The following is a 20,155-nucleotide window of genomic DNA, read 5'->3' on the forward strand; positions in this document are numbered from 1 at the left end:
GGTGGGTGGGGCGGGCGGAGGTCAGAGCCGGCCGGAGGCGAGGGCGGTGCCGAGCGGGGAGCGGGCGTAGAGGACGCTGCGGCCGGTGCGGGTGCGGGTGAGGAGGCCGGCGGCGGTGAGGGCGGTGAGGTGGCGCGAGACGGCGCCCGGGGTGACGGCGAGGCGGTGCGCCAGGGCGGTGGTGGTGGCGGGGTGTTCGAGCAGGAGGAGCAGGCGGGTTCGGGCGGGGCCGATCAACTCGGCGAGGGCGTCCGGGGGTTGCGGGGCGGGGTGTTCGCCGAGCAGGGCGGTGCCGCGGGCCGGGTAGCTGATCACCGGCGGCTCGTCCGGGTCGATCACGGTGTGGGCCCCGCGGCCGCACAGGGTGGGCAGCAGGATCAGCCCGCGGCCCGCCACCGGGGTGTACCGGCCGCCCAGCGCCCGGACCCGGGAGTCGGGGTCGTCGAGCCGCAACACCCCGGAATTCCAGGAGAGTTGGGGAGAGAGGCCGGCGAACAGGCCCTCCGCGCCGTGCTCGGCGAACATCCGCCCCCGGTGGGCCAGGTCGGCCTCCAGGACCGCCCGTGCCCGCGGCCACCAGCGCGGCAGCAGGCAGCGCTCCCAGTAGCCGCGCACCTGCTCGACGCAGTGCGCCAGCAGCCCGGCCGGATCCTCCAGTCGGGCGGCCAGCGCGGGCGGCAGCGGCGCGCCGTCGCCCCGGTACGCGGCCGCGAAGTCCTTGGCGACGACGGCCGGATCAGTGGCCGCGAGGACCGCCAACTCGCTCTCGAAGGACGGGCGCCGGCCCGCCGGCCGGGGCGTCAGGAAGTCCGGCACCCAGACCCGGGGCGTCACCAGCGCGTCCAGCAGTTCGGCGTCCAGTTCGCGGTACGCGGCCTCCCAGGAGGCCGTCCAGCGCCGGTAGTGCGGGTACGCCGCCGGGCGGCGGCGGGCCCGCAGACTGAACACCGCCTCCTGGAGGGGCGAGTAGGTGAGCCGGGTGGTGGCGAGGTCGTCCACGCCGAAGGCGAACTCGAACATTGACCCCAACGGTAAAAGGATTCACGGCGGTTGGGAACCCTGGTGTCCTGTCCCGCATGACCGCCGCCGCCGCGCCCGCCGGGCGCCGCTCCCTGCTGCCCGCCGACCCGGTCCTGCGCCGGCTCGCCGTGCTGACCGCCGTCAACACCGTCGGAAACGGGCTCTACTACTCCGTCAGCGCCCTCTACTTCACCCGCCAAGTCGGCCTCAGCGCGGCCCAGTTGGCCACCGGCCTGGCCTGCGCCGGGGTGGCCGGCATGCTCGCCGGAGTGCCCTTCGGACGGCTCGCCGACCGGGTCGGCCACCGCCGACTGCTCTACCTGCTGGGCCCGTTGCAGGGGCTCGCGGTGCTCGCGTACGCCGTCGTCGACGGGTTCGCGGCGTTCGTCGCCGCCGTCGTGGCCGCCACCGTGCTGGAGCGCGGCGCGGTCGTGGTCCGCAGCGCGCTGATCGCGCACCTGCTGCCCGTCGAGGACCAGGTCCGCTCCCGGGCGCTGCTGCGCTCGGTGATGAACGCCGGGCTGGTGGTCGGCGCGACGGGCGCCGCGTTCGTCCTGCACGCGGACAGCTACTGGGGGTACACCGCCGCGCTGGCCGTGGACGCCGCCACCTTCGCCGCGACCTCGCTGCTGCTGACCGGGCTGCCGAACGCCGCACCGGTGGACGGGCGGCCGCAGCGGGCCGACCGGGACGGGAAACGCCGGCGCACCGCCCTTGCCGACCGGCGCTACCTGCTGGTGGCGTTCCTGCACGCCGTGCTGGAACTGCAGTTCGCCATGCTGGAGATCGGCATCCCGCTGTGGATCGCCACCCGCACCAGCGCGCCGCGCCCGCTGGTCGCGGTGGTGGGCATCGTCAACTGCCTTGCCGTGGTGCTGTTCCAGGTCCGCGCCAGCCGGGGCGTGGTCGACCTCCGCTCGGCGGCCCGGGCCTGCGCCCGGGGCGGGGTGCTGCTCGGCGCGGCCTGCCTGGTGTACGCGGCGGCGGCCGGCCGGGGCGCGGTGCTCGCGGTGGTGCTGGTGCTGGCGGGCGTGCTGCTGCACAGCCTGGCCGAACTGCTCACCTCGGCCGGCGGCTGGACGCTCAGCCTGGACCTGGCCGATCCGGAGCGGCACGGCGAGTACCAGGGCGTGTTCATGAGCGGCCAGGCCGGCTCGCACGTGATCGGCCCGCTGATCGTCACCGCGACCGTGCTCGCGCACGGCGTGGCGGGCTGGGCGGTGCTCGGCGGGCTGCTGGTCGCGGCCGGGCTGGCGATCGTGCCGGCGGCGGCCCGTCAGTCGCCGGAGAAGCCGAAGACGCCCCAGTGGGTGGGCTCGCCGTCGGTGTAGAGCAGCACGTACCGGCCGCTCCAGCGCAGGTCGGCCTCCCGCCGCAGCGCGTCGCCCTCCATCGCCCGGAGGTACTGCGGGACGGTCGGCCGCTCGGTGCCGAAGTGGTGCGACAGCCGTGCGGCGGGCAGCGGTTGGACGAAGCCGTCGCGGGCGGGCTCGGCGGCCAGCGCGCTGCGGGGGACGTCCAGGATCGAGTGGGTGCCCTCCGTCCCCATGAACTCGCCGTCCTCCCACAGCTCCTCGAGCGACTCGTACTCGCCGGCGCCGTTCCACTCCGACCCGGCGAACACCTCCCGGTGCAGCGCGTCGAGCGTGCCCTGCGGCGTGCCCCGGTAGGGGGTCAGGTAGTCCCAGCCGCTCGCGCCCATGCCTGTGCTCCTCGATCTCCGTCGACACCCCGTCAGGTCGAACGTCCGGAGGCTACACGGTGGAACCGACGGGCGGGGCGGAGAAGGGGTCGGCCCCGGACCCTTCGCCGTGGGTCCGGGGCCGTGGGGCCGGGGGCGCGCCGTCGTCCCTGGCGGCGGGCCCCCGGGGCGGTGGGGGCGGGGGAGCGGGGGTGTCAGCCGCGGGCGGCGAGGTCGCGGGCGGCGCGGGCGGCGGCGAGGGCGATCCGGTCCTCGTCGACGGTGGTGAGGCGGCCGTGCTCGACCACCGCGTTGCCGTTCACGAAGAGCGCGGCCAGCGGCGGGAGCGCGCCCAGGACGAGGGCGGCGACCGGGTCGGCGATCGAGGAGTGCAGCACGCCGTCGATCTTCCACAGGGCGAGGTCGGCGAGCTTGCCGGCCTCGATCGAGCCGATCTCGGCCTGCCGGCCCAGCACCCGGGCGCCGCCCATGGTGCCCAGCCGCAGCGCCTGGCGGACGGTCAGCGCGTCCGGGCGGCCGTGCAGCCGGTTGATCAGCAGGGCGTTGCGCAGCTCGGTGCCCAGCTCGCCGGACTCGTTGGAGGCGGTGCCGTCCACGCCGAGGCCGACCGGGACGCCGGCCCGCAGCATGTCGGGGACCCGGGCGATGCCGGCCGCGAGCCGGGCGTTGGAGGACGGGCAGTGCGCGACGCCGGTGCCGGTCTCGGCGAACTTCGCGATGTCGGAGTCGTTCATGTGGACGCAGTGCGCCATCCACACGTCCTCGCCGAGCCAGCCCGTCGACTCGAAGTAGTCGGTGGGGCCCATCCCGAACAGCTGCTTGCAGAACTCCTCCTCCTCGGCGGTCTCCGAGCCGTGGGTGTGCAGCCGCACGCCCTTGCGCCGGGCCAACTCGGCCGACTGGCGCATCAGTTCGGTGGAGACCGAGAACGGGGAGCAGGGCGCGATGGCGACCTGCAGCATCGAGCCGAACGAGGCGTCGTGCCACTTGTCGACGGCGCTCTCGGACGCGGCGAGGATCTCGTCGGTGTCCTCGACCGCGTGGTCCGGCGGCAGGCCGCCGTCCTTCCGGCTGCGGTCCATCGAGCCGCGCAGCGCGGTGAACCGCAGGCCGAGCTCCTGGACGCCGGCCACCGAGGAGCCGAGCACGTCGCCGCCGCCGCGCGGGAACACGTAGTGGTGGTCGGAGGCGGTGGTGCAGCCCGACTTGAGCAGCGCCGCGGCGGAGCCCTGAGTGGCGGCGTGCACCAGGTCCTCGTCGATCCGCGCCCAGGTCGGGTACAGCGCCACCAGCCAGTCGAACAGGATGTGGTCCTGGGCCAGGCCGCGGGTGATCCACTGGTAGAAGTGGTGGTGCGTGTTGACCAGCCCGGGGGTGAGCAGGTGCCCCTCGCCGTTGATCCGTCGCGCCACGTTGTCCAGCCAGGCGGGCGCGGGCCCGTCGCCGACCGACTCGATGGTGTTGCCGAGCAGGACCACGTGGCCGCGGGCGTACTCGGTGTCCCGGGCGTCGACGGTGGCGATCGCGACGTTCTCGATCACGATCCGCCGGTCGGCGGCTGGGGGCTGGACTGCCATGGGGGTACTCCTTGCAGGGAACGGCCGGCGGAGCCGACGTGGTGGAACAGCAGGTTGAGCAGCACCGCGGCCAGGCAGCCGGCCGAGATGCCGGAGTGCAGCAGGGTGCGGACGGCCTCCGGGAACCCGTCGTAGAAGGTCGGCGCGGCGATCGGGACGATCCCCACCCCGAGCGCGACCGACACCAGGACGGTGTGCGAGGTCGACTCCATCCCGGCCTCCGCCAGGGTGCGGATGCCGGACGCCGCGACCGTCCCGAACAGCACGATCCCCGCGCCGCCCAGCACCGGCTGCGGCACCAGCGACACCAGCGCGCCGAGCACCGGGAACAGGCCCAGCAGCACCAGGATGCCGCCGCCGGCCGCGACCACGAACCGGCTGCGCACCCTGGTGAGCGCCACCAGTCCGATGTTCTGGGCGAACGCGCTGCACGCGAAGCCGTTGAACACCGGGCTGACCGCGGTGGCCAGGCCGTCCGCGCGCAGGCCCGCCGCCAGCGTCCGCTCGTCGGCCTCGCGGTCGACGATCCGGCCCAGCGCCAGCATGTCGGCGGTGGACTCGGTCATCGAGACCACCATGACGATGCACATCGACGCGATGGCCGCGACGTCGAACCGCGGCCCGCCGAAGTGGAACGGCGAGGGCAGCGCGAACACCTGCGCGCCGCCGATCCCGGAGAAGTCGGCCAGGCCGAGCGGGAAGGCCGCCAGGGTGCCCAGCGCCAGGCCGATCAGCAGCGACATCTGCTGCCAGAAGCCCCGCAGCAGCCGGTTGCCCAGCACCACGGCGCCCAGCGTGAGCGCGGCCAGGCCGACCGCCTTCGCCGAGCCGTAACCGGGCGCGCCCGGCGAGCCGCCGCGCGCCCAGTTCACCGCGACCGGCAGCAGGGACACCCCGATCAGGGTGATCACGGTGCCCTGCACGACCGGCGGGAAGAACCGGACCAGCCGGGAGAAGTACGGCGCCGCGAGGAAGCACAGGGCCCCCGCGACGATCACCGCGCCGAAGACCACCGGGAGGGCGTCCTTCGGGCCGTGCTCCTTGGCTATCGCCAGCATCGGCGCGACGCCGGCGAACGAGACGCCGTTGACGAACGGGAGCCGGGCCCCGATCCGCCAGACGCCCAGCGTCTGCAGCAGGGTGGCCAGCCCGGCGGTGAACAGGCTGGCCGAGATCAGCAGGGCGAGTTCGCCGGGGCTCAGCCCGACGCCCGCGCCCACGATCAGCGGTGGAGCGACCACGCCGGCGTACATCGCGGCGACGTGCTGCAGCCCGGTGCCGAACAGCTTCGGCGGGGAGAGCACCTCGTCGACCGGGTGGACGGGGGTGGAACCGTCGTCAGTGGTGGGGGTGGTGCGGAGTGCCATGGAAGTAGCCCCTTTGCTGCCCCAGGCTCTCGGCGCAACCCGGGCGCTGGAGAGTGGTGTGGACCGGCCGGAGGGCGGGACGACGGACAGGGTCCCTCCGGCCTGCTCTCCGGCCCCGGGACTGCCGCCGTGAGGGCGGGCACGGTCTCCGAACGGTGTGGGGGAGGAGAGTCAAGTGCGGTACTACAGGCAAAAGATGACGAATAATCAGGAAGTCGGGCAGCCGGGCGTCAGGCGACCGGGATGACCGGGGTGACGCCCTCGCGGTGCACGGTGCCCTCGATCAGGCCGTACATCCGGTCGGCGGCGAAGTAGACCTCGTTGTCGTTCTTCAGTCCGAACGGCTCCAGGTCGACCAGGAAGTGGTGCTTGTTCGGCAGCTCCAGCCGGACCTCGTCCACCTCGGCGCGGTTGTTCAGCACCCGGGTGCCCATCGCGTGCAGGGTCTGCTGCAGCGAGTAGGAGTAGGTCTCGGCGAAAGCCTCCAGCAGGTGGCGGCGCACCTGCTGGTACGAGCGGTTCCAGTTCGGCTCCGGCTCGCCGTCGCGGCCGTGGAAGCCGAACGCCCAGCGGGCCGTCACCTGGGTGGCCAGGATGCGGTCGTACGCCTCCTGGAGGGTGGTGTACCGGTCCTTGATGTAGCCCCAGAACTCGGAGTTGGTGGTGTTCATCACCACCAGGTCCTTGAGGCCGGAGACCACCCGGAACCGGTCCCCGTCGTACACCACCTCGGTGGTGCGCACCTCCTGGCCCTTGCGGACGAAGGAGTGGCCGACCTCCTCGGAGCCGATGAACCGGGAGGACGAGTCGGGGGTCTTGATCCGCTCCCAGCCGTACTCCTCGATCCGGATCCGGGCGGAGCGCACCACGCCGCGCTCGGTGGAGTCGACGAAGTGCCGGGCCAGCAGGACGCCGAAGCCCTCGGCGGAGTCGATGCCGTGCTCCTTGGCGAAGGCGTACACGGTGTTCTTGGTGGTGTCGGTGGGCAGGCAGTTGGCGTTCGAGCCGGTGAGGTGGACGTCCTCGAAATCGCCGCGCAGCGACACCGAGACGTTCAGGTCCTTGATCTCGTGGCGGGTCGAGTCGCGGTAGACCCGGACGATCCGGTTCTCCGCCTTGCCGTACTGGTTCTGACCGAGCACGTGGGCCATGGGTGGCTCCTAGGGTCCAGGCGGTCTACCTAGCTTCCGCGGTAGACCGAGTAGCCGAACGGGTTGAGCAGCAACGGCACGTGGTAGTGGTGCTGCGCGGGCGCGACCGTGAAGACGATCGAGACCTCGGGGAAGAACGGCCGCTCGGCCGACCCCGCGTAGTACGCCGCGGTGTCGAACAGCAGCCGGACGACCGAGCCCGCCTCCGCGGCCGGCAGGTCCTTGACCCGGCCGTCGGAGTCCGTGGCGGAGGTGCCGATCACCTTCCAGCCACCCTCGGTGTGCAGTGCCAGCTCGACCGGAACGCCCTCGGCCGGGCGGCCGAGGCTGGTGTCGAGCACATGCGTGGAGATGCCGGTCACGAGTGGGTACCTCACTGAATGGCAGGAAGTGACTGTCCGTCAATTCACTGCGTTGCGTCAAGCAGTTGATTGATGCGAATGTCGTTGATCTTCCGCAGCTCGCCCCGGACGGCCTCCGCCTCGGTGGCGGCGTCGTTCGGGTACCGCTCGCGCAGCGCGGCGAGCATGCCGGCCGCGGTGCGGCCGGTCGCGCAGATCAGGAACAGGTGGCCGAACTTGGCCTCGTAGGCGGCGTTGGCGGCGCGCAACTCGTCCAGGACGGACGGGTCGACGCCCCGGACGCCGGCCTGCTCGCGCTCGGAGACGGCGTCCCCCGCCTTGGGGGTGCCGATCCGGGCGTGGCCGGCCATCGCGTCGTGCAGGTCGGCCGCGGTGAGCCCCGCCATCGCCTTCGCGTTGGCGGTGAGCAGCTCCTCGCGGTCGGGCCAGGGGCGGGACGCCGCGACGGCGTCGGCCCAGGCGGGGCTGGAGCAGACCTCCAGCAGCACCTCCCGCAGCGCGGCCGGGTCAGCGGCCGACAGGTCGGCCAGGACGCGGGGCGCGGAGGGCGCGGAGGACGCGCCGGACCGGCCGGACGCGGGGGGTGCGGGGAGGGCAGGGGGTGGCTGGGTCACGGAGGGACCTCCTGAGGGTTGGTGCCACCCGCACAAGCTAGATCGGCCGCAACAGGCCGTCAACACTTTGTTGAACTGTTTGTGGTGACAGCACACGGCGCCGGGCGTGCGGCCCGGCGCCGTGTGCGATCCGCCAAGGAGGAGTCCGGGCGGGTCAGGGCTTCTCCTGCCGGTTCAGGTAGTTGTACACCGTGAACCGGCTGACCCCGAGCGCCGACGCGACCGTCTCCACCCCGTGGCGGACGGTGAACGCGCCGCGCTCCTCCAGCAGGGCGACCACCCGCTGCTTCTCGGCGCGGTCCAGCTCGGCCAGCGGCCGGCCGTCGAACTGCCGGGTCATCTCGGCCAGCAGCCGGTCCAGCGCGCTGCTCAGGTGCGGCAGTCGCACCGCGACGGCCGGCGCGCCGTCCCACTCCAGCACGACGTCCTCCGTGCGGGCCTCGGCGGGTGCGATCGCGGTCGCGCCGACCGCGGCCAGCAGCGGCTCCAGGGCGGCGGCGAGCGGGTGCTCCAGGGCGTCGCTCACTGCTTATCCCCTCCTTCGGGTCCTTCGGGTCCTCCGGTCCCGGCTCCTGCGGGCTCCCCGTCCAGCACGCTGACCTGGACCGAGATCCGGCTCGCCCCCGCCGCCAGGGTCTCCCGCAGCAGGCGGGTGACGGCGGCCAGGGCCTGTTCGGCGTCGCCCTCGGCGCTGGTGCCGAACGGACCCACCGAGACGGCGAGCCCCGCCTCGTCCACCGCGCGGCGCGCGGCCTTGGCGTGCTCGGGGAACCCGTCCAGTTCGAACGGCTCTGTCGTGAACTCCACCATCAATCGCACCCGCCCAGCTTATCCACCCGGCCGTTCTGGGTGATCGGACAGTGCGGCCGGGGCGGGCGGCCCCGGGTTCGGCTGCTTCAACAAATTGTTGCGACGTCCTTGACAGTCCGGGCGGGCGGCGGAGAAGCTTCCGTCAAGCAGAATCCAGCTTCCGGATCGTGGAAGTTGCATGGCGAGAGAGCGAGAGGTGAACGACGTGACCGCTGCCGCCCAGCACCGCTTCACGGTCAACCTGTCCATCCTGTTCGGCGAACTGCCCCTGCTGGAGCGGCCCGCGGCCGCCGCGGCGGCCGGCTTCGACGCGGCCGAACTCTGGTGGCCCTTCGGCACCGAGCCCGCCCCCGGAAACGACGAACTCGACGCGCTGGCAACGGCGTTCGAGACCGCCGGAGTCCGGCTCACCGGCCTCAACCTGCTGGACGACCTGGCCGCCGGCGCCCGCGGCACCCTCTCCGTTCCCGCCGAGAGCGAGCGCTTCCGGGAGAACCTCCCGGTCGCCACCGCACTCGCCGAACGCCTCGGCACCGGCGCGCTGAACGCCCTCTACGGCAACCGCGTCCCCGACGCCGACCCGGCCGAACAGGACGCCCTCGCCCTGGAGAACCTCGCGCTGGCCGCCCGGGCCGCCCACTCCGTCGGCGCCGTCCTGCTGGTCGAGACCCTCAACGCGGCCGAGTCCCCGGACTACCCGCTGGTCACCGCCGCCGCCGCGGTCGACGTCGTCGACAAGGTCAACGCCACCACCGGCCTCGGCAACGCCAAGTTCCTCTGCGACCTCTACCACCTCGCCCGCAACGGCGAGGACCCGGCCGCCGTGATCGACGCGTACGCCGACCGGATCGGCCACGTGCAGATCGCCGACACCCCCGGCCGCAACGAACCCGGCACCGGCGACCTCGACTTCGAGGACCTGTTCGCCCGCCTCACCGCCGCCGGCTACCAGGGCCGGATCGGCCTCGAGTACCGCCCGGCCGGCGGCGTCAGCGCCGAGAGCTTCGACTGGCTGCCGCGCGAGCTGCGCGCCGGACGCCGAGCCCGCTGAGCGCCGCGCGCCGGACGCCGAGCCCGCTGAGCGTCGAGCCCGCCGGGCCGGCCGACTCCCCAGACCCTCACACGTAAGGAACCGCACGCGATGAGCCGCAAGATCGCTTTCATCGGCCTCGGCATCATGGGCAAGCCCATGGCCGTCAACCTGGTCCGGGCCGGCCACCACGTCACCGGCTACAACCTCACCCGGGAGCCGATCGACGCCCTGGTCGCGGCCGGCGGCCACGGCGCCGGCTCGATCGCCGAGGCCGTCGCCGACGCCGAGGTCGTCATCACGATGGTCCCCGCCGACCCGCAGGTCGAGCAGGCGATCCTCGGCGAGGACGGCGTCCTGGCGCACGCCCGGCCCGGCACGCTGGTCATCGACATGTCGAGCATCACCCCGCAGACCTCGATCAGGGTCGACGCCGCCGCGAAGGCCGCCGGCCTCCGCAGCCTGGACGCCCCGGTCTCCGGCGGCGAGGCCGGCGCCGTCGAGGCGGTGCTCTCCATCATGGTCGGCGGCGCGGACGCCGACTTCGCCGAGGCCAAGCCGCTGTTCGACGCGCTCGGCACCACCGTCGTGCACGTCGGCCCGGCCGGCGCCGGCCAGACCGTCAAGGCCGCGAACCAGCTGATCGTCGCGGTCAACATCCAGGTGCTGGCCGAGGCCGTGGTCTTCCTGGAGAACGCGGGCGTCGACCTCGCCGCCGCGCTCGACGTGCTCGGCGGCGGGCTGGCCGGCTCCACCGTGCTGAACCGCAAGAAGGGCAACATGCTGGCCCGCGAGTTCGCCCCCGGCTTCCGGATCGACCTCCACCACAAGGACATGGGCATCGTCACCGACGCCGCCCGCGCGGTCGGCGCCGCGCTGCCGCTCGGCGCGGTCGCCGCCCAACTGGTCGCCTCCGCCCGCGCCAACGGCGACGGCTCGCTCGACCACTCCGCGCTGCTGCGCGGCGTCGAGCGGCTCTCCGGCCGCGAGGTCAAGCAGACCGGCTGAGCCCGGCCCCGGTCCAGCGAGGCCGGGTAGCAGACTCCCCCCGGCGGCGCGTACCTGTCCGGTCGTGCCGGCGCCGCCGGGGGGCCGGTTCCCTCCCCGCCGAGGGGAGCCTCCCGCACGTCGGAAGCGGGGCGGGAGGTCGGCGGGGAGGGGCGCGACGGCAGGGGTCCGGGCCCCCTGGTGGTGCATGCTCGTGTGCCCGACAGTTCCCCTCCGGGATCCTCCAGCAAGAAAGGCCCCCGCCGTGCGAGGTCATGTGGTCGTCGCCCCCGACAAGTTCAAGGGATCGCTGGAGGGCGCCGAGGTCGCGGCGCGGCTCGCGGCGGGGATCCGGCGGGCGGTGCCCGGGGTGGAGGTGCGGGAGCTGCCGGTGGCCGACGGTGGCGAGGGAACGCTGGCGGCGGCGCTCGCCGCCGGGTTCTCCCGGGTGGAGGTGAAGGTCGCCGGGCCGACCGGGCTGCCGGTGGTCGCGGGGCTGGCCGTGCGGGGCGACACCGCCGTGGTCGAGCTGGCGCAGGCGTCGGGCCTGGCCCGGCTGCCGGGCGGCCGGACGGCGCCGCTGGCGGCCGGCTCGTACGGGGTGGGCCAGCTGGTCGCGAAGGCGGTCGCGCTCGGGGCGACCCGGGTGGTGCTCGGCCTGGGCGGCAGCGCCTGCACCGACGGCGGGGCGGGCATGGCGCAGGCGCTGGGCGTCGGACTGTACGACGCGGACGGCGCGCCGCTGCCACCCGGCGGGGCCGCGCTGCGGCGGCTGGCCCGGGTGGAGCCGGGGGCGCTGGCGGAGCGGCTGCGCGGGGTCGAGGTGGTGGTGGCGTGCGACGTGGACAACCCGCTGCTGGGCCCGCGCGGCGCGGCCGCCGTGTACGGCCCGCAGAAGGGCGCGGACGCCGCCGACCTGCTGGTGCTGGAGGAGGGGCTGACCCGCTGGGCGGACGCGGTCGCCGGGCTGACGGGCCGTGACGTCCGGGGCGCGGCGGGCGCGGGCGCGGCCGGCGGGGTGGGCTTCGCGGCGCTGGCGCTGCTGGGGGCGACGATGCGTCCCGGGATCGAGCTGCTGCTGGAGCTGCTGGGCTTCGAACGGGCGGTGCGCGGCGCGCGCCTGGTGGTGACCGGCGAGGGCTGCCTGGACGCGCAGACCCTGCACGGCAAGGCGCCGGCCGGGGTGGCCGCGGCGGCGGCCCGGGCCGGGGTGCCGGTGGCGGCGGTCGCGGGCCGGCTGGAGCTGGCCGAGCGGGAGTGGCGGGCGGCGGGTTTCGTCCGGGCGGTGGCGCTGGCCGACCTGGCGGCCGATCCGGCCGATTCGATGGCCCGGGCGGGTGAGCTGGCGGAGCTGGCGGGGGAGCGGCTGGCGGCCGCGCTGCTGTCCTGAGAGCGGCCCCCGAGCCGCTCCCGGCGGCGCCCGGGAGTCCGCTGACAGTCTGTTGAATTCTCGTGCGTTCACACATTGACGTTTTGTTGAAGGCGAGCCTAGGCTCCCACCACTCCTTCGACCCACCCTCGCCCCCACGACGCTCGGAGGTCCCCTCATGCCCATCGACGACGCGGTGATCCGCTCCCGGCGGGTGGTCCTGCCGGCCGGCGAACGCCCCGCCGACGTGCTGCTGCGGGCCGGAAAGATCGAGCTGGTCGCCCCGTACGGCGCCCTGTCGGCCGACGGCCGGCCGGCCGCCGGGATCACCGACCTCGGCGACACCGCGCTGCTGCCCGGCCTGGTCGACACCCACGTGCACGTCAACGAGCCCGGCCGGACCGACTGGGAGGGCTTCGCCTCCGCGACCAGGGCCGCCGCGGCCGGCGGCGTCACCACCGTCGTCGACATGCCGCTGAACTCGGTCCCGCCGACCACCACGGTCGAGGGCCTCGACGCCAAGCGGAAGACCGCCGACGGCCAGCTCTGGGTCGACCTGGGCTTCTGGGGCGGCGCCGTCCCCGGCAACACCGACCAGCTCGAACTCCTGCACCGGGAAGGCGTGTTCGGCTTCAAGTCGTTCCTCGCGCCGTCCGGCGTGGACGAGTTCCCGCACCTGGCCACCCCGGCCGACCTGGAGTCCGCGCTCGCCGAGCAGGCCCGGATCGGCGCCCTGGCGATCATCCACGCCGAGGACCCGGCCGTGCTGGCCGCCGCCCCCCAGGTGCCCGGCACCCACTACCGCGACTTCCTGGCCTCCCGCCCGGACGACGCCGAGGCCGCCGCCGTCGCCGCGCTGCTGGCCGCCGCCCGCCGCACCGGCGCCCGGGTGCACGTCCTGCACGTCTCCTCGGCCGCCGTGCTGCCGCTGCTCCGGCAGGCCAGGGCGGACGGCGTCGCCGTCACCGCCGAGACCTGCCCGCACTACCTGACGCTGGCCGCCGAGGAGGTCCCCGACGGGGACACCGCCTTCAAGTGCTGCCCGCCGATCCGCGACGAGTCCAACCGCGACCTGCTCTGGCAGGCCCTCGCGGACGGCGAGTTCGCCGCCGTGGTCTCCGACCACTCACCCTCCACCCCCGACCTCAAACTGCTCCGGCGGCACGGCGGCAGCGGCGACTTCGCCGCCGCCTGGGGCGGCATCGCCTCGCTCCAGCTCGGCCTCCCGGCGGTCTGGACCGAGGCCCGCCGCCGCGGCCACACCCTCGCCGACGTGGTCCGCTGGATGTCCGCCGGACCCGCCGCCCTGGTCGGCCTGACCGGCACCAAGGGCGCCATCGCGCCCGGGTACGACGCCGACCTGGTCGCCTTCGACCCCGACGGCGAACTCGCCGTCCGCGCCGAACGCCTCCACCACAAGAACCCGGTCACCCCCTACGCGGGCCGCACCCTCACCGGGGTGGTCCACCGCACCTGGCTGCGCGGCCGGCCCGTCGACCCCGACGGCGCCCCGCACGGCCGCCGGCTCGCCCGCCAGCTCGGCTGACGGCCCGACCGCCAGCGCGACCGCCGGCCCGACCGACGGCTCAGCCGCCAGCCCGACCGCTGGCGCGACTGCCGGCCCTACCGGCGCTGAAGCCCGCGCCGCACCCGGTGCCACCCCCTCGGCACCGGGCGCCGCGCGGAAAACCGAACCCTGCGAAGAAGGAGCACCAGTTGCGAACCGACCCGACCGCGAACGCGCCGTTCACCGAGCTGGTCGACCTGGCCTCCCGGCTGCTGGGCGCGGGTGTGGTCGCCACCAACGAGGACACCTTCGCGGACGCCGAGAACCTGCTGGTCGCCAAGCCCGCCGAGTTCCGCCCGCACACCTTCGGCCACAAGGGCCAGATCATGGACGGCTGGGAGTCCCGCCGCCGCCGCGGCGCCAGCGCCGAGCAGCCGCACCCCGCCGACGACGACCACGACTGGGCGGTGGTCCGGCTCGGGGCGGCCGGCCGGGTGCGCGGCGTGATCGTCGACACCGCGCACTTCACCGGCAACTACCCGGAGAGCGCGTCCGTGCAGGCCGCGTCCGTGCCCGGCCACCCCTCGCCCGAGGAGCTGGCCGCCGCCGACTGGACCGACCTCGTCCCGCGCGGCGCGCTCAAGGGCGACACCGCGCACGAGTTCCCGGTCGACGACCCGACCCGCTACACCCACGTCCGGCTGAACATCTGGCCGGACGGCGGCGTCGCCCGCCTGCGGGTGCACGGCGAGGTGCTGCCCGACCCGCGCGACCTGGCCGGCCTGACCTTCGACCTGGCCGCCCAGGAGCACGGCGGCGTCGCCGAGGCCGCCTCCGACCGCTACTTCTCCTCCCCGCACAACCTGAACGCTCCCGGCCGCGCCACCGTCATGGGCGACGGCTGGGAGACCCGGCGTCGGCGCGACAAGGCCAACGACTGGGTGCGAGTGGCCCTGGCCGGGGGCGGCGAGGTGCTGGCGGCGGAGGTGGACACCTCCTGCTTCGTCGCCAACGCCCCCGGCTGGGCCGAACTCGTCGGCAGCGACGGCGAGGACGAGACCGTCCTGCTGCCGCGCACCCGCCTCCAGCCCGACACCCGCCACCGCTTCCGGCTCCCGGCGGGCACCCCCGTCACCCACGTCCGGATCAACGTCTACCCCGACGGCGGCCTCGCCCGGCTGCGCCTCACCGGCCGCCTCACCGCCGCCGGCCAGGACGCCCTCGCGCTGCGCTGGTTCAACGCGCTGCCGCTCGCCGAGGCCCGCGCCGCGCTCGCCGCCGCCGGCCTCCCGACCGGGCCCGCCGAGGCCCGTCCGCTCGCCGACGCGGCGGCGATCCGCCCGCTCTACGCGAACTGAGCCCGCGGACGCGGGCCCCCGGGGCCCCGAACCCCTTCCCACCTGCCCGAATAAGGATCACCCATGCCCAAGACCCTCACCACCGAGTCCGGCGCGCCCGTCGCCGACAACCAGAACAGCGCCTCGGCCGGCGAGTACGGCCCGCTGCTGGTGCAGGACCAGCACCTGCTGGAGAAGCTGGCCCGGTTCAACCGGGAGCGGATCCCGGAGCGGGTGGTGCACGCCCGCGGGTCCGGCGCGTACGGGTACTTCGAGGTGACCGACGACGTCGCGCCGTACACCTCGGCCGCGTTCCTCTCGGCGGTCGGCAAGCGCACCGAGCTGTTCCTGCGCTTCTCGACCGTCGCCGGGGCGCTCGGCTCGACCGACGCGGTGCGCGACCCGCGCGGGTTCGCGGTGAAGTTCTACACCGAGCAGGGCAACTACGACCTGGTCGGCAACAACACCCCGGTGTTCTTCATCAAGGACCCGCTGAAGTTCCCCGACTTCATCCACTCGCAGAAGCGCGACCCGTACACCGGCGTCCAGGAGGCCGACAACGTCTGGGACTTCTGGGCGCACTCGCCCGCCTCCACCCACCAGATCACCTGGCTGTTCGGCGACCGCGGCATCCCCGCCTCGTACCGGCACATGAACGGCTACGGCTCGCACACCTACCAGTGGGTCAACGCCGAGGGCCGCGCGCACTGGGTGAAGTACCACTTCAAGACCAACCAGGGCATCCGCTCGCTGGCCGCCGGCCAGGCCGCCGAGACCGCCGGCGGCGACGCCGACAGCCACCAGCGCGACCTGCACCAGGCGATCGAGCGCGGTGTCTTCCCGTCCTGGACGCTGTACGTGCAGCTGATGCCGGTCGAGGACGCCGCCGACTACCGGTTCAACCCGTTCGACCTGACCAAGGTCTGGCCGCACGCCGACTACCCGCTGGTCAAGGTCGGCCGGCTGGTGCTCAACCGCAACCCGGAGAACGTCTTCGCCGAGGTCGAGCAGGCCGCGTTCTCGCCGAACAACTTCGTCCCCGGCATCGGCCCGTCGCCCGACAAGATGCTCCAGGGCCGGCTGTTCGCCTACGCCGACGCCCAGCGCTACCGGCTCGGCGTCAACCACACCCAGCTGCCGGTCAACGCCCCGCGCGCCACCGCGGCCGCCAACTACGGGCAGGACGGCCTCGGCGCGCTCAACCCCAACGGCCGGAACAAGAACTACGAGCCCAACTCGTACGGCGGCCCGGCCCAGACCGACCAGGCCCCGTACGCCCCGCAGCCGGTCACCGGCCACACCGGCGGCTACCCCACCCCCGCGCACAGCAAGGACGACGACTACCTCCAGGCCGGCGAGCTCTACCGGCTGATGGCGGACGACGAGAAGTCCCGGCTGATCGCCAACCTGGCCGGCTCGCTGGCCCAGGTCGGCCGCGACGACGTGGTCGAACGCAACCTCGCCCACTTCCACGCCGCCGACCCCGAGTACGGCGCCCGCCTCGCCGCGGCCGTCGCGGACCTCCGCGCGGCCCACGAGGACTGACGGAACGTCCGGCGCGGTCCTCGGCGGGTGTGGCGCGCCGGGGCCCGCGCCGGCCCGCCACACCGTCGCCCCCCGCCCCGCGCGGGCATATGCCTGTCAAGGGGACGGTGGCCGGATCGGGCGAATATCCGGTGCGGGGACGGTGTGCGGCCGGTACGGCCCGTAGGCTGGACGAAGTCGGTACCGGCTGGGGGGAGGCGACGATGCCCGTGGTGCGCGGGGGACGGCACGACGATCTGCTCGGAGCGGGCGGCGGCGGCGGATCGGGACCGTTCGGGACGCTGCGGCGGGCGCTCCGCCTGCTGGAGGCGGTCGACCGCCGGCCCGACGGCGCGACGCTCACCGAGCTGGCCCGCGAACTGACCCTGCCCGAAGCCCGACTACGGCTGCTGGCCGAGGAGTTGGAGACCGAAGGGTACCTGGCCCGGCAGGACGGCCGCTGGGCGCTCGGCGGCGCCCTCACCCTGCTCGGCACCCAGCACCGGGAGACCATGGTGCGGGCCCGGCTGCACCACCGGCTGGAGGAACTGCGCGACGAACTCGGCGCCGCCGTCTACTTCAGCCGCTACCACGACGGCGAACTCTCGGTCGAGGCCGTCAGCGCCGACGAGCACGCCCCCGCCGTGCACGAGTGGGCCGACTTCCGGGCCACCGCCCACGCCTCCGCGATCGGCAAGTGCCTGCTCGCCCAACTCGACCACGACGCCCGGCTCGACCACCTGTCCCGGCACCCCGCCGCCCGGCTCACCGCCCGCACCATCACCGGCACCGACCGCCTGCTGCACCGGCTCGACCGGCAGCCCGCCACCGTCCCGGTGCTGGACCTCCAGGAGTACTCGATGGACACCGTCTGCGCGGCCGTCCCGATCGTGGCCGGCGGCACCGTCGGCTGCCTGGCCACCTCACTGCCCGTCGACCAGGCCCACCGGCTGCGCGAGGCCGCCGACCTGCTCTCGCTGCGGGCGGCACCACTGATGCTCGCGATGGCGGTCTGAGCACCCGTCCACCCGCCTCGGCCTCCACATCCCGTCCCCGGCCCGCCGCACCGGCCCCCGGCCGCGCCGAGGCCGAACAGGGCCGGGGGAGCGGGGAGTCGGAGTCGGCGCTGGCCGACTGGGAGGCGTACTTCGGGGCCGGCCACCACGGCACCGCCGCCGCCCGCGCCGCACTGGCCGCGCCGGCCGGCTGACGGGGGGCACGGGGCAGGCCCGCCGGTCGCCGGGGAAGGTTCCCGGCGGCGTCGGCACGTCGACCGAGAGGGCGTGGGGGGAGCCTCCGCGCGGACCACGGTGGCCAGTCGGGGCCGCCGGGCGTTGGCGGTGCGTCCACGCCCTGTTGGCACCGGGGCCGCCCCGGCCCGGGAGCCGGGAGCCGATCCGGCGGGCCCACGGGCGGTCGCCGCCCGGCGCCGGCCGGCGGTGGTCGTGAGGGGAGGGGCCGTACGCGGTGCGGAAGGCCCGGCTGAAGTCGTCGGGGCGCGGGAGGCCGCAGCGGGTGGCCGGGACGTCGACGGGGGTGCCGCGCGGCGCGGGGTCGGCGAACTCACGGTGGGCCTGTTCGAGGCGGCGGCGGATCCAGGCGGCGACGCTCTCGCCGTCGTTCTCCTCGCCGAAGATCCGGTGCAGGGGGCTGACCGAGATGTGCTGGGCTTCGGCTGTCAGCGCGGGCGTCAGCGCCGGGTCGCGCAGGTCGTGCCGGACGAACGCCCGGACGTTCTCGACCAGGGCCCGCCACCGGGCGGCCGGCGGGAGTTCGGCCGTCGCCTCGACCCCCTCGGCCGGCCAGCCGGACACCAGGTCGACGGCGACCGGCCCGAGCCGCTCCGCGCCGCTCGGCCCGAGGTGCGCGGCCTGCCGGCCCGGGCTGAGCGGGAAGTCCGGGATCAGCGCGGCCAGTCCCGACATCGGCCGGTAGCCGCGCCCGCAGGTCGTACGGACGGGAGCTGTCGAGCAGGCTCGTGTGCCCGGCCGGGAAGTGCGGCACCGGCTCGTGCGGGCGTGCCAGGGTCAGCGCTCCGGAGGCCACCGGCGTCAGGTGGAAGACGGACGGGTCGGGGCGCCGCACCCGGGCCTCGGAGCGCCGGAACCGCGACGAGGGGAAGGACGAGCCGAGGAAGGTCACCGGGCCGAGCGCCAGCCGCCGCAGGCCGGCGCTCGAAGCGGTCGGTGTGCGCGGGGGTGCCGGCCTCGCACTGCCTGCTCGGCGCGGTCATCTCGGGCCGGCGCTCGAAGCGCTGTTCGGAAGCCTCCCGGTCCTCCGCCGGATGTCCGTGCCGCGTCGTCGCGGTCGTCTCCGCCCGCCTTTTCCGTTCCGGCCCTCGGCCCCCGATGGCGGGGCGGGCATGACAGGTGGCCGCACGCGGAGCTGACGGAGGGTCAGTCGCTGCTCGCCGATGTGCCGATTTGCGCATATCGTCTGGTTCGCGCCCTCATCGGGGCGCGCGGCCGGCGCCCGGAACGGGCCGACGGCCGCAGGACGCGAGTGCGTGGAGCGCGATGGCCGGCACCGGAACACCCCCTGAGCCCCCCGACCGGACGGCCGACGCCGGCCGGGTGCTGGGCCGTTGGAAGAACTGGCTCACCCCGGTGGTGCTCAGCGCCCTGGTCGCGCTGGGCCTCTCCCTGCTCTACATGGGCAACATCCTGACGCCGCAGAAGCACCTCGACCACATGCCGATCGCCCTGGTCGACTCGGACGCCGGGCCGCCGCTGCCGGGCCAAACCCGGCCGCTCGGCGCGGAGGTGGCCGAGCAGGTGGTGGCCGGCAGCCCGCCCGGCGAGATCGACTGGCACCGGGTCAGCCGCGCGGAGGCCCAGCGGCAGCTGTCCTCCGGCAAGGTCTACGGCGCCCTGGTGGTGCCGGAGGACTTCTCCCGCGCGGTCGCCGCGCTGACCACCGCCGACGCGCCCGCCCGGCCGAGGATCCAGGTGCTCACCAACCCCGGCACGGGCAGCCTCGGTTCCGGCATCGCGAGCCAGATCAACCAGGCCGCCGCGCAGAAGGCGTCGCTGGCGATCGGCGGGCAGCTGACCGCCGCCGCCCCCACCGGGACGGCCAAGGTGTTCCTCGCGGACCCGGTGGAGGTGGCCGTCGAGGTCGGCCACCCGATCGGCGAGAAGAGCGGCAACGGCCTCGGCGCGTTCTACTTCACCCTGCTGCTGCTCCTGGCCGGCTTCATGACCGGCAACATCGTGCACGCCGGGCTGGACGTCTCGATGGGCTTCGCGGACGCCGAGATCGGCCCGTTCCACCTGCGCGAACCCACTCTGCGGATCAGCCGCACCCAGGTCCTGCTGGCCAAGATGGGCATGGCCGCGGGCGTCTCGCTGGTCTCCGCGAGCCTGGTGATGCTCGCCGCCATCACCATCCTCGGCATGGACGCCCCGCACGCCTGGCAGTTGTGGCTGTACTCCTACTGCGCCGTCACCACCGTCTCGCTGGGCGTGCTGGCGATCATCGCCGCGTTCGGCAACGTCGGACAGCTGGTCGCGATGTTCGTGTTCATCGCCTTCGACCTGCCCGCCTCCGGCGCGACCGTCCCGCTCAGCGCCTCGCCCGGCTTCTACCGCTTCCTCGCCGTGTTCGAGCCGATGCGGCAGATGGTCGACGCCGTCCGGTCGATCCTCTACTTCGACGCGCAGGCCGGCGCCGGACTGGTCCGCGGCTGGCTGATGCTGCCGCTGGGCGTGGTGGTGGCGCTGCTCTTCGGGTTCGGCATGACCCGCTACTACGACCGCCGCGGCATGCGCTTCGAACCCGGCCACCGCTCCTGACCCG

The 20,155-nt window shown here is 74.5% G+C and carries 18 protein-coding genes; 9 read left to right on the top strand and 9 right to left on the bottom strand.

Translation table 11 applies throughout. The annotated features are described in order from the left end of the window. Window positions 1-21 precede the first annotated feature (21 nt). Window positions 22-1,020, bottom strand: coding sequence for an ArsR/SmtB family transcription factor (locus tag KSE_RS45995; protein ID WP_014139386.1), 999 nt, complete (start codon window positions 1,018-1,020; stop codon window positions 22-24). 56 nt (window positions 1,021-1,076) lie between these two features. On the opposite strand from KSE_RS45995, the gene KSE_RS31300 reads away from it, so the two are divergent. Further along, entirely contained in the window at window positions 1,077-2,351 is a 1,275-nt protein-coding gene (locus tag KSE_RS31300; RefSeq protein ID WP_014139387.1) for an MFS transporter, read from the top strand. On the opposite strand, the gene KSE_RS31305 is transcribed toward KSE_RS31300, so the two are convergent. The 8 genes from KSE_RS31305 to KSE_RS31340 all read right to left on the bottom strand — a co-directional run bounded on the left by KSE_RS31305 (window position 2,297) and on the right by KSE_RS31340 (window position 8,603). Next, window positions 2,297-2,722, bottom strand: coding sequence for a hypothetical protein (locus KSE_RS31305; RefSeq protein ID WP_014139388.1), 426 nt, complete (start codon window positions 2,720-2,722; stop codon window positions 2,297-2,299). The genes KSE_RS31300 and KSE_RS31305 overlap by 55 nt on opposite strands. Window positions 2,723-2,916: 194 nt before the next feature. Beyond that, complete coding sequence (locus KSE_RS31310) at window positions 2,917-4,299, bottom strand: 8-oxoguanine deaminase (protein WP_014139389.1); 1,383 nt, start codon at window positions 4,297-4,299, stop codon at window positions 2,917-2,919. Continuing rightward, window positions 4,260-5,666, bottom strand: coding sequence for a nucleobase:cation symporter-2 family protein (locus tag KSE_RS31315; RefSeq protein WP_014139390.1), 1,407 nt, complete (start codon window positions 5,664-5,666; stop codon window positions 4,260-4,262). Before KSE_RS31315 ends, KSE_RS31310 begins: the two co-directional genes overlap by 40 nt. Window positions 5,667-5,896: 230 nt before the next feature. Continuing rightward, the gene (pucL, locus tag KSE_RS31320) at window positions 5,897-6,817 is read right to left on the bottom strand and encodes a factor-independent urate hydroxylase (protein ID WP_014139391.1); all 921 of its coding nucleotides are present in this window, start codon (window positions 6,815-6,817) and stop codon (window positions 5,897-5,899) included. Between the two features lie 29 nt (window positions 6,818-6,846). Next, window positions 6,847-7,194, bottom strand: coding sequence for a hydroxyisourate hydrolase (gene uraH / locus KSE_RS31325; protein WP_014139392.1), 348 nt, complete (start codon window positions 7,192-7,194; stop codon window positions 6,847-6,849). Window positions 7,195-7,223: 29 nt separating this feature from the next. Continuing rightward, window positions 7,224-7,793, bottom strand: coding sequence for a 2-oxo-4-hydroxy-4-carboxy-5-ureidoimidazoline decarboxylase (gene uraD / locus KSE_RS31330; RefSeq protein WP_014139393.1), 570 nt, complete (start codon window positions 7,791-7,793; stop codon window positions 7,224-7,226). A gap of 154 nt (window positions 7,794-7,947) precedes the next feature. Next, window positions 7,948-8,319: a helix-turn-helix domain-containing protein gene (locus KSE_RS31335; protein WP_014139394.1), complete on the bottom strand. Its 372-nt coding sequence runs from the start codon at window positions 8,317-8,319 to the stop codon at window positions 7,948-7,950. After that, window positions 8,316-8,603, bottom strand: coding sequence for a thiamine-binding protein (locus KSE_RS31340; RefSeq protein WP_014139395.1), 288 nt, complete (start codon window positions 8,601-8,603; stop codon window positions 8,316-8,318). Before KSE_RS31340 ends, KSE_RS31335 begins: the two co-directional genes overlap by 4 nt. A gap of 178 nt (window positions 8,604-8,781) precedes the next feature. Between KSE_RS31340 and KSE_RS31345 the strand changes: the two genes are divergently transcribed. From KSE_RS31345 to KSE_RS31385, 8 genes are all read left to right on the top strand, one after another. Next, window positions 8,782-9,654, top strand: coding sequence for a TIM barrel protein (locus KSE_RS31345; protein ID WP_051055453.1), 873 nt, complete (start codon window positions 8,782-8,784; stop codon window positions 9,652-9,654). Between the two features lie 90 nt (window positions 9,655-9,744). After that, complete coding sequence (locus KSE_RS31350; RefSeq protein ID WP_014139397.1) at window positions 9,745-10,641, top strand: 2-hydroxy-3-oxopropionate reductase; 897 nt, start codon at window positions 9,745-9,747, stop codon at window positions 10,639-10,641. A 244-nt stretch (window positions 10,642-10,885) separates the two neighbouring features. Beyond that, window positions 10,886-12,010: a glycerate kinase gene (locus KSE_RS31355; RefSeq protein WP_014139398.1), complete on the top strand. Its 1,125-nt coding sequence runs from the start codon at window positions 10,886-10,888 to the stop codon at window positions 12,008-12,010. Window positions 12,011-12,167: 157 nt separating this feature from the next. After that, entirely contained in the window at window positions 12,168-13,535 is a 1,368-nt protein-coding gene (allB, locus tag KSE_RS31360; RefSeq protein ID WP_014139399.1) for an allantoinase AllB, read from the top strand. A 170-nt stretch (window positions 13,536-13,705) separates the two neighbouring features. After that, the gene (alc, locus tag KSE_RS31365) at window positions 13,706-14,854 is read left to right on the top strand and encodes an allantoicase (RefSeq protein ID WP_014139400.1); all 1,149 of its coding nucleotides are present in this window, start codon (window positions 13,706-13,708) and stop codon (window positions 14,852-14,854) included. A 63-nt stretch (window positions 14,855-14,917) separates the two neighbouring features. Next, window positions 14,918-16,378 carry a catalase gene (locus KSE_RS31370; protein WP_014139401.1) on the top strand — a complete coding sequence of 487 codons (1,461 nt, stop codon included), beginning with the start codon at window positions 14,918-14,920 and terminating at the stop codon, window positions 16,376-16,378. A 203-nt stretch (window positions 16,379-16,581) separates the two neighbouring features. Then, the gene (locus tag KSE_RS31375; protein WP_014139402.1) at window positions 16,582-17,373 is read left to right on the top strand and encodes an IclR family transcriptional regulator; all 792 of its coding nucleotides are present in this window, start codon (window positions 16,582-16,584) and stop codon (window positions 17,371-17,373) included. Between the two features lie 1,500 nt (window positions 17,374-18,873). After that, complete coding sequence (locus KSE_RS31385) at window positions 18,874-20,151, top strand: DUF3533 domain-containing protein (RefSeq protein ID WP_014139404.1); 1,278 nt, start codon at window positions 18,874-18,876, stop codon at window positions 20,149-20,151. Window positions 20,152-20,155: the final 4 nt, after the last annotated feature.

This window comes from Kitasatospora setae KM-6054 (genome assembly GCF_000269985.1).
Lineage (GTDB): Bacteria > Actinomycetota > Actinomycetes > Streptomycetales > Streptomycetaceae > Kitasatospora > Kitasatospora setae.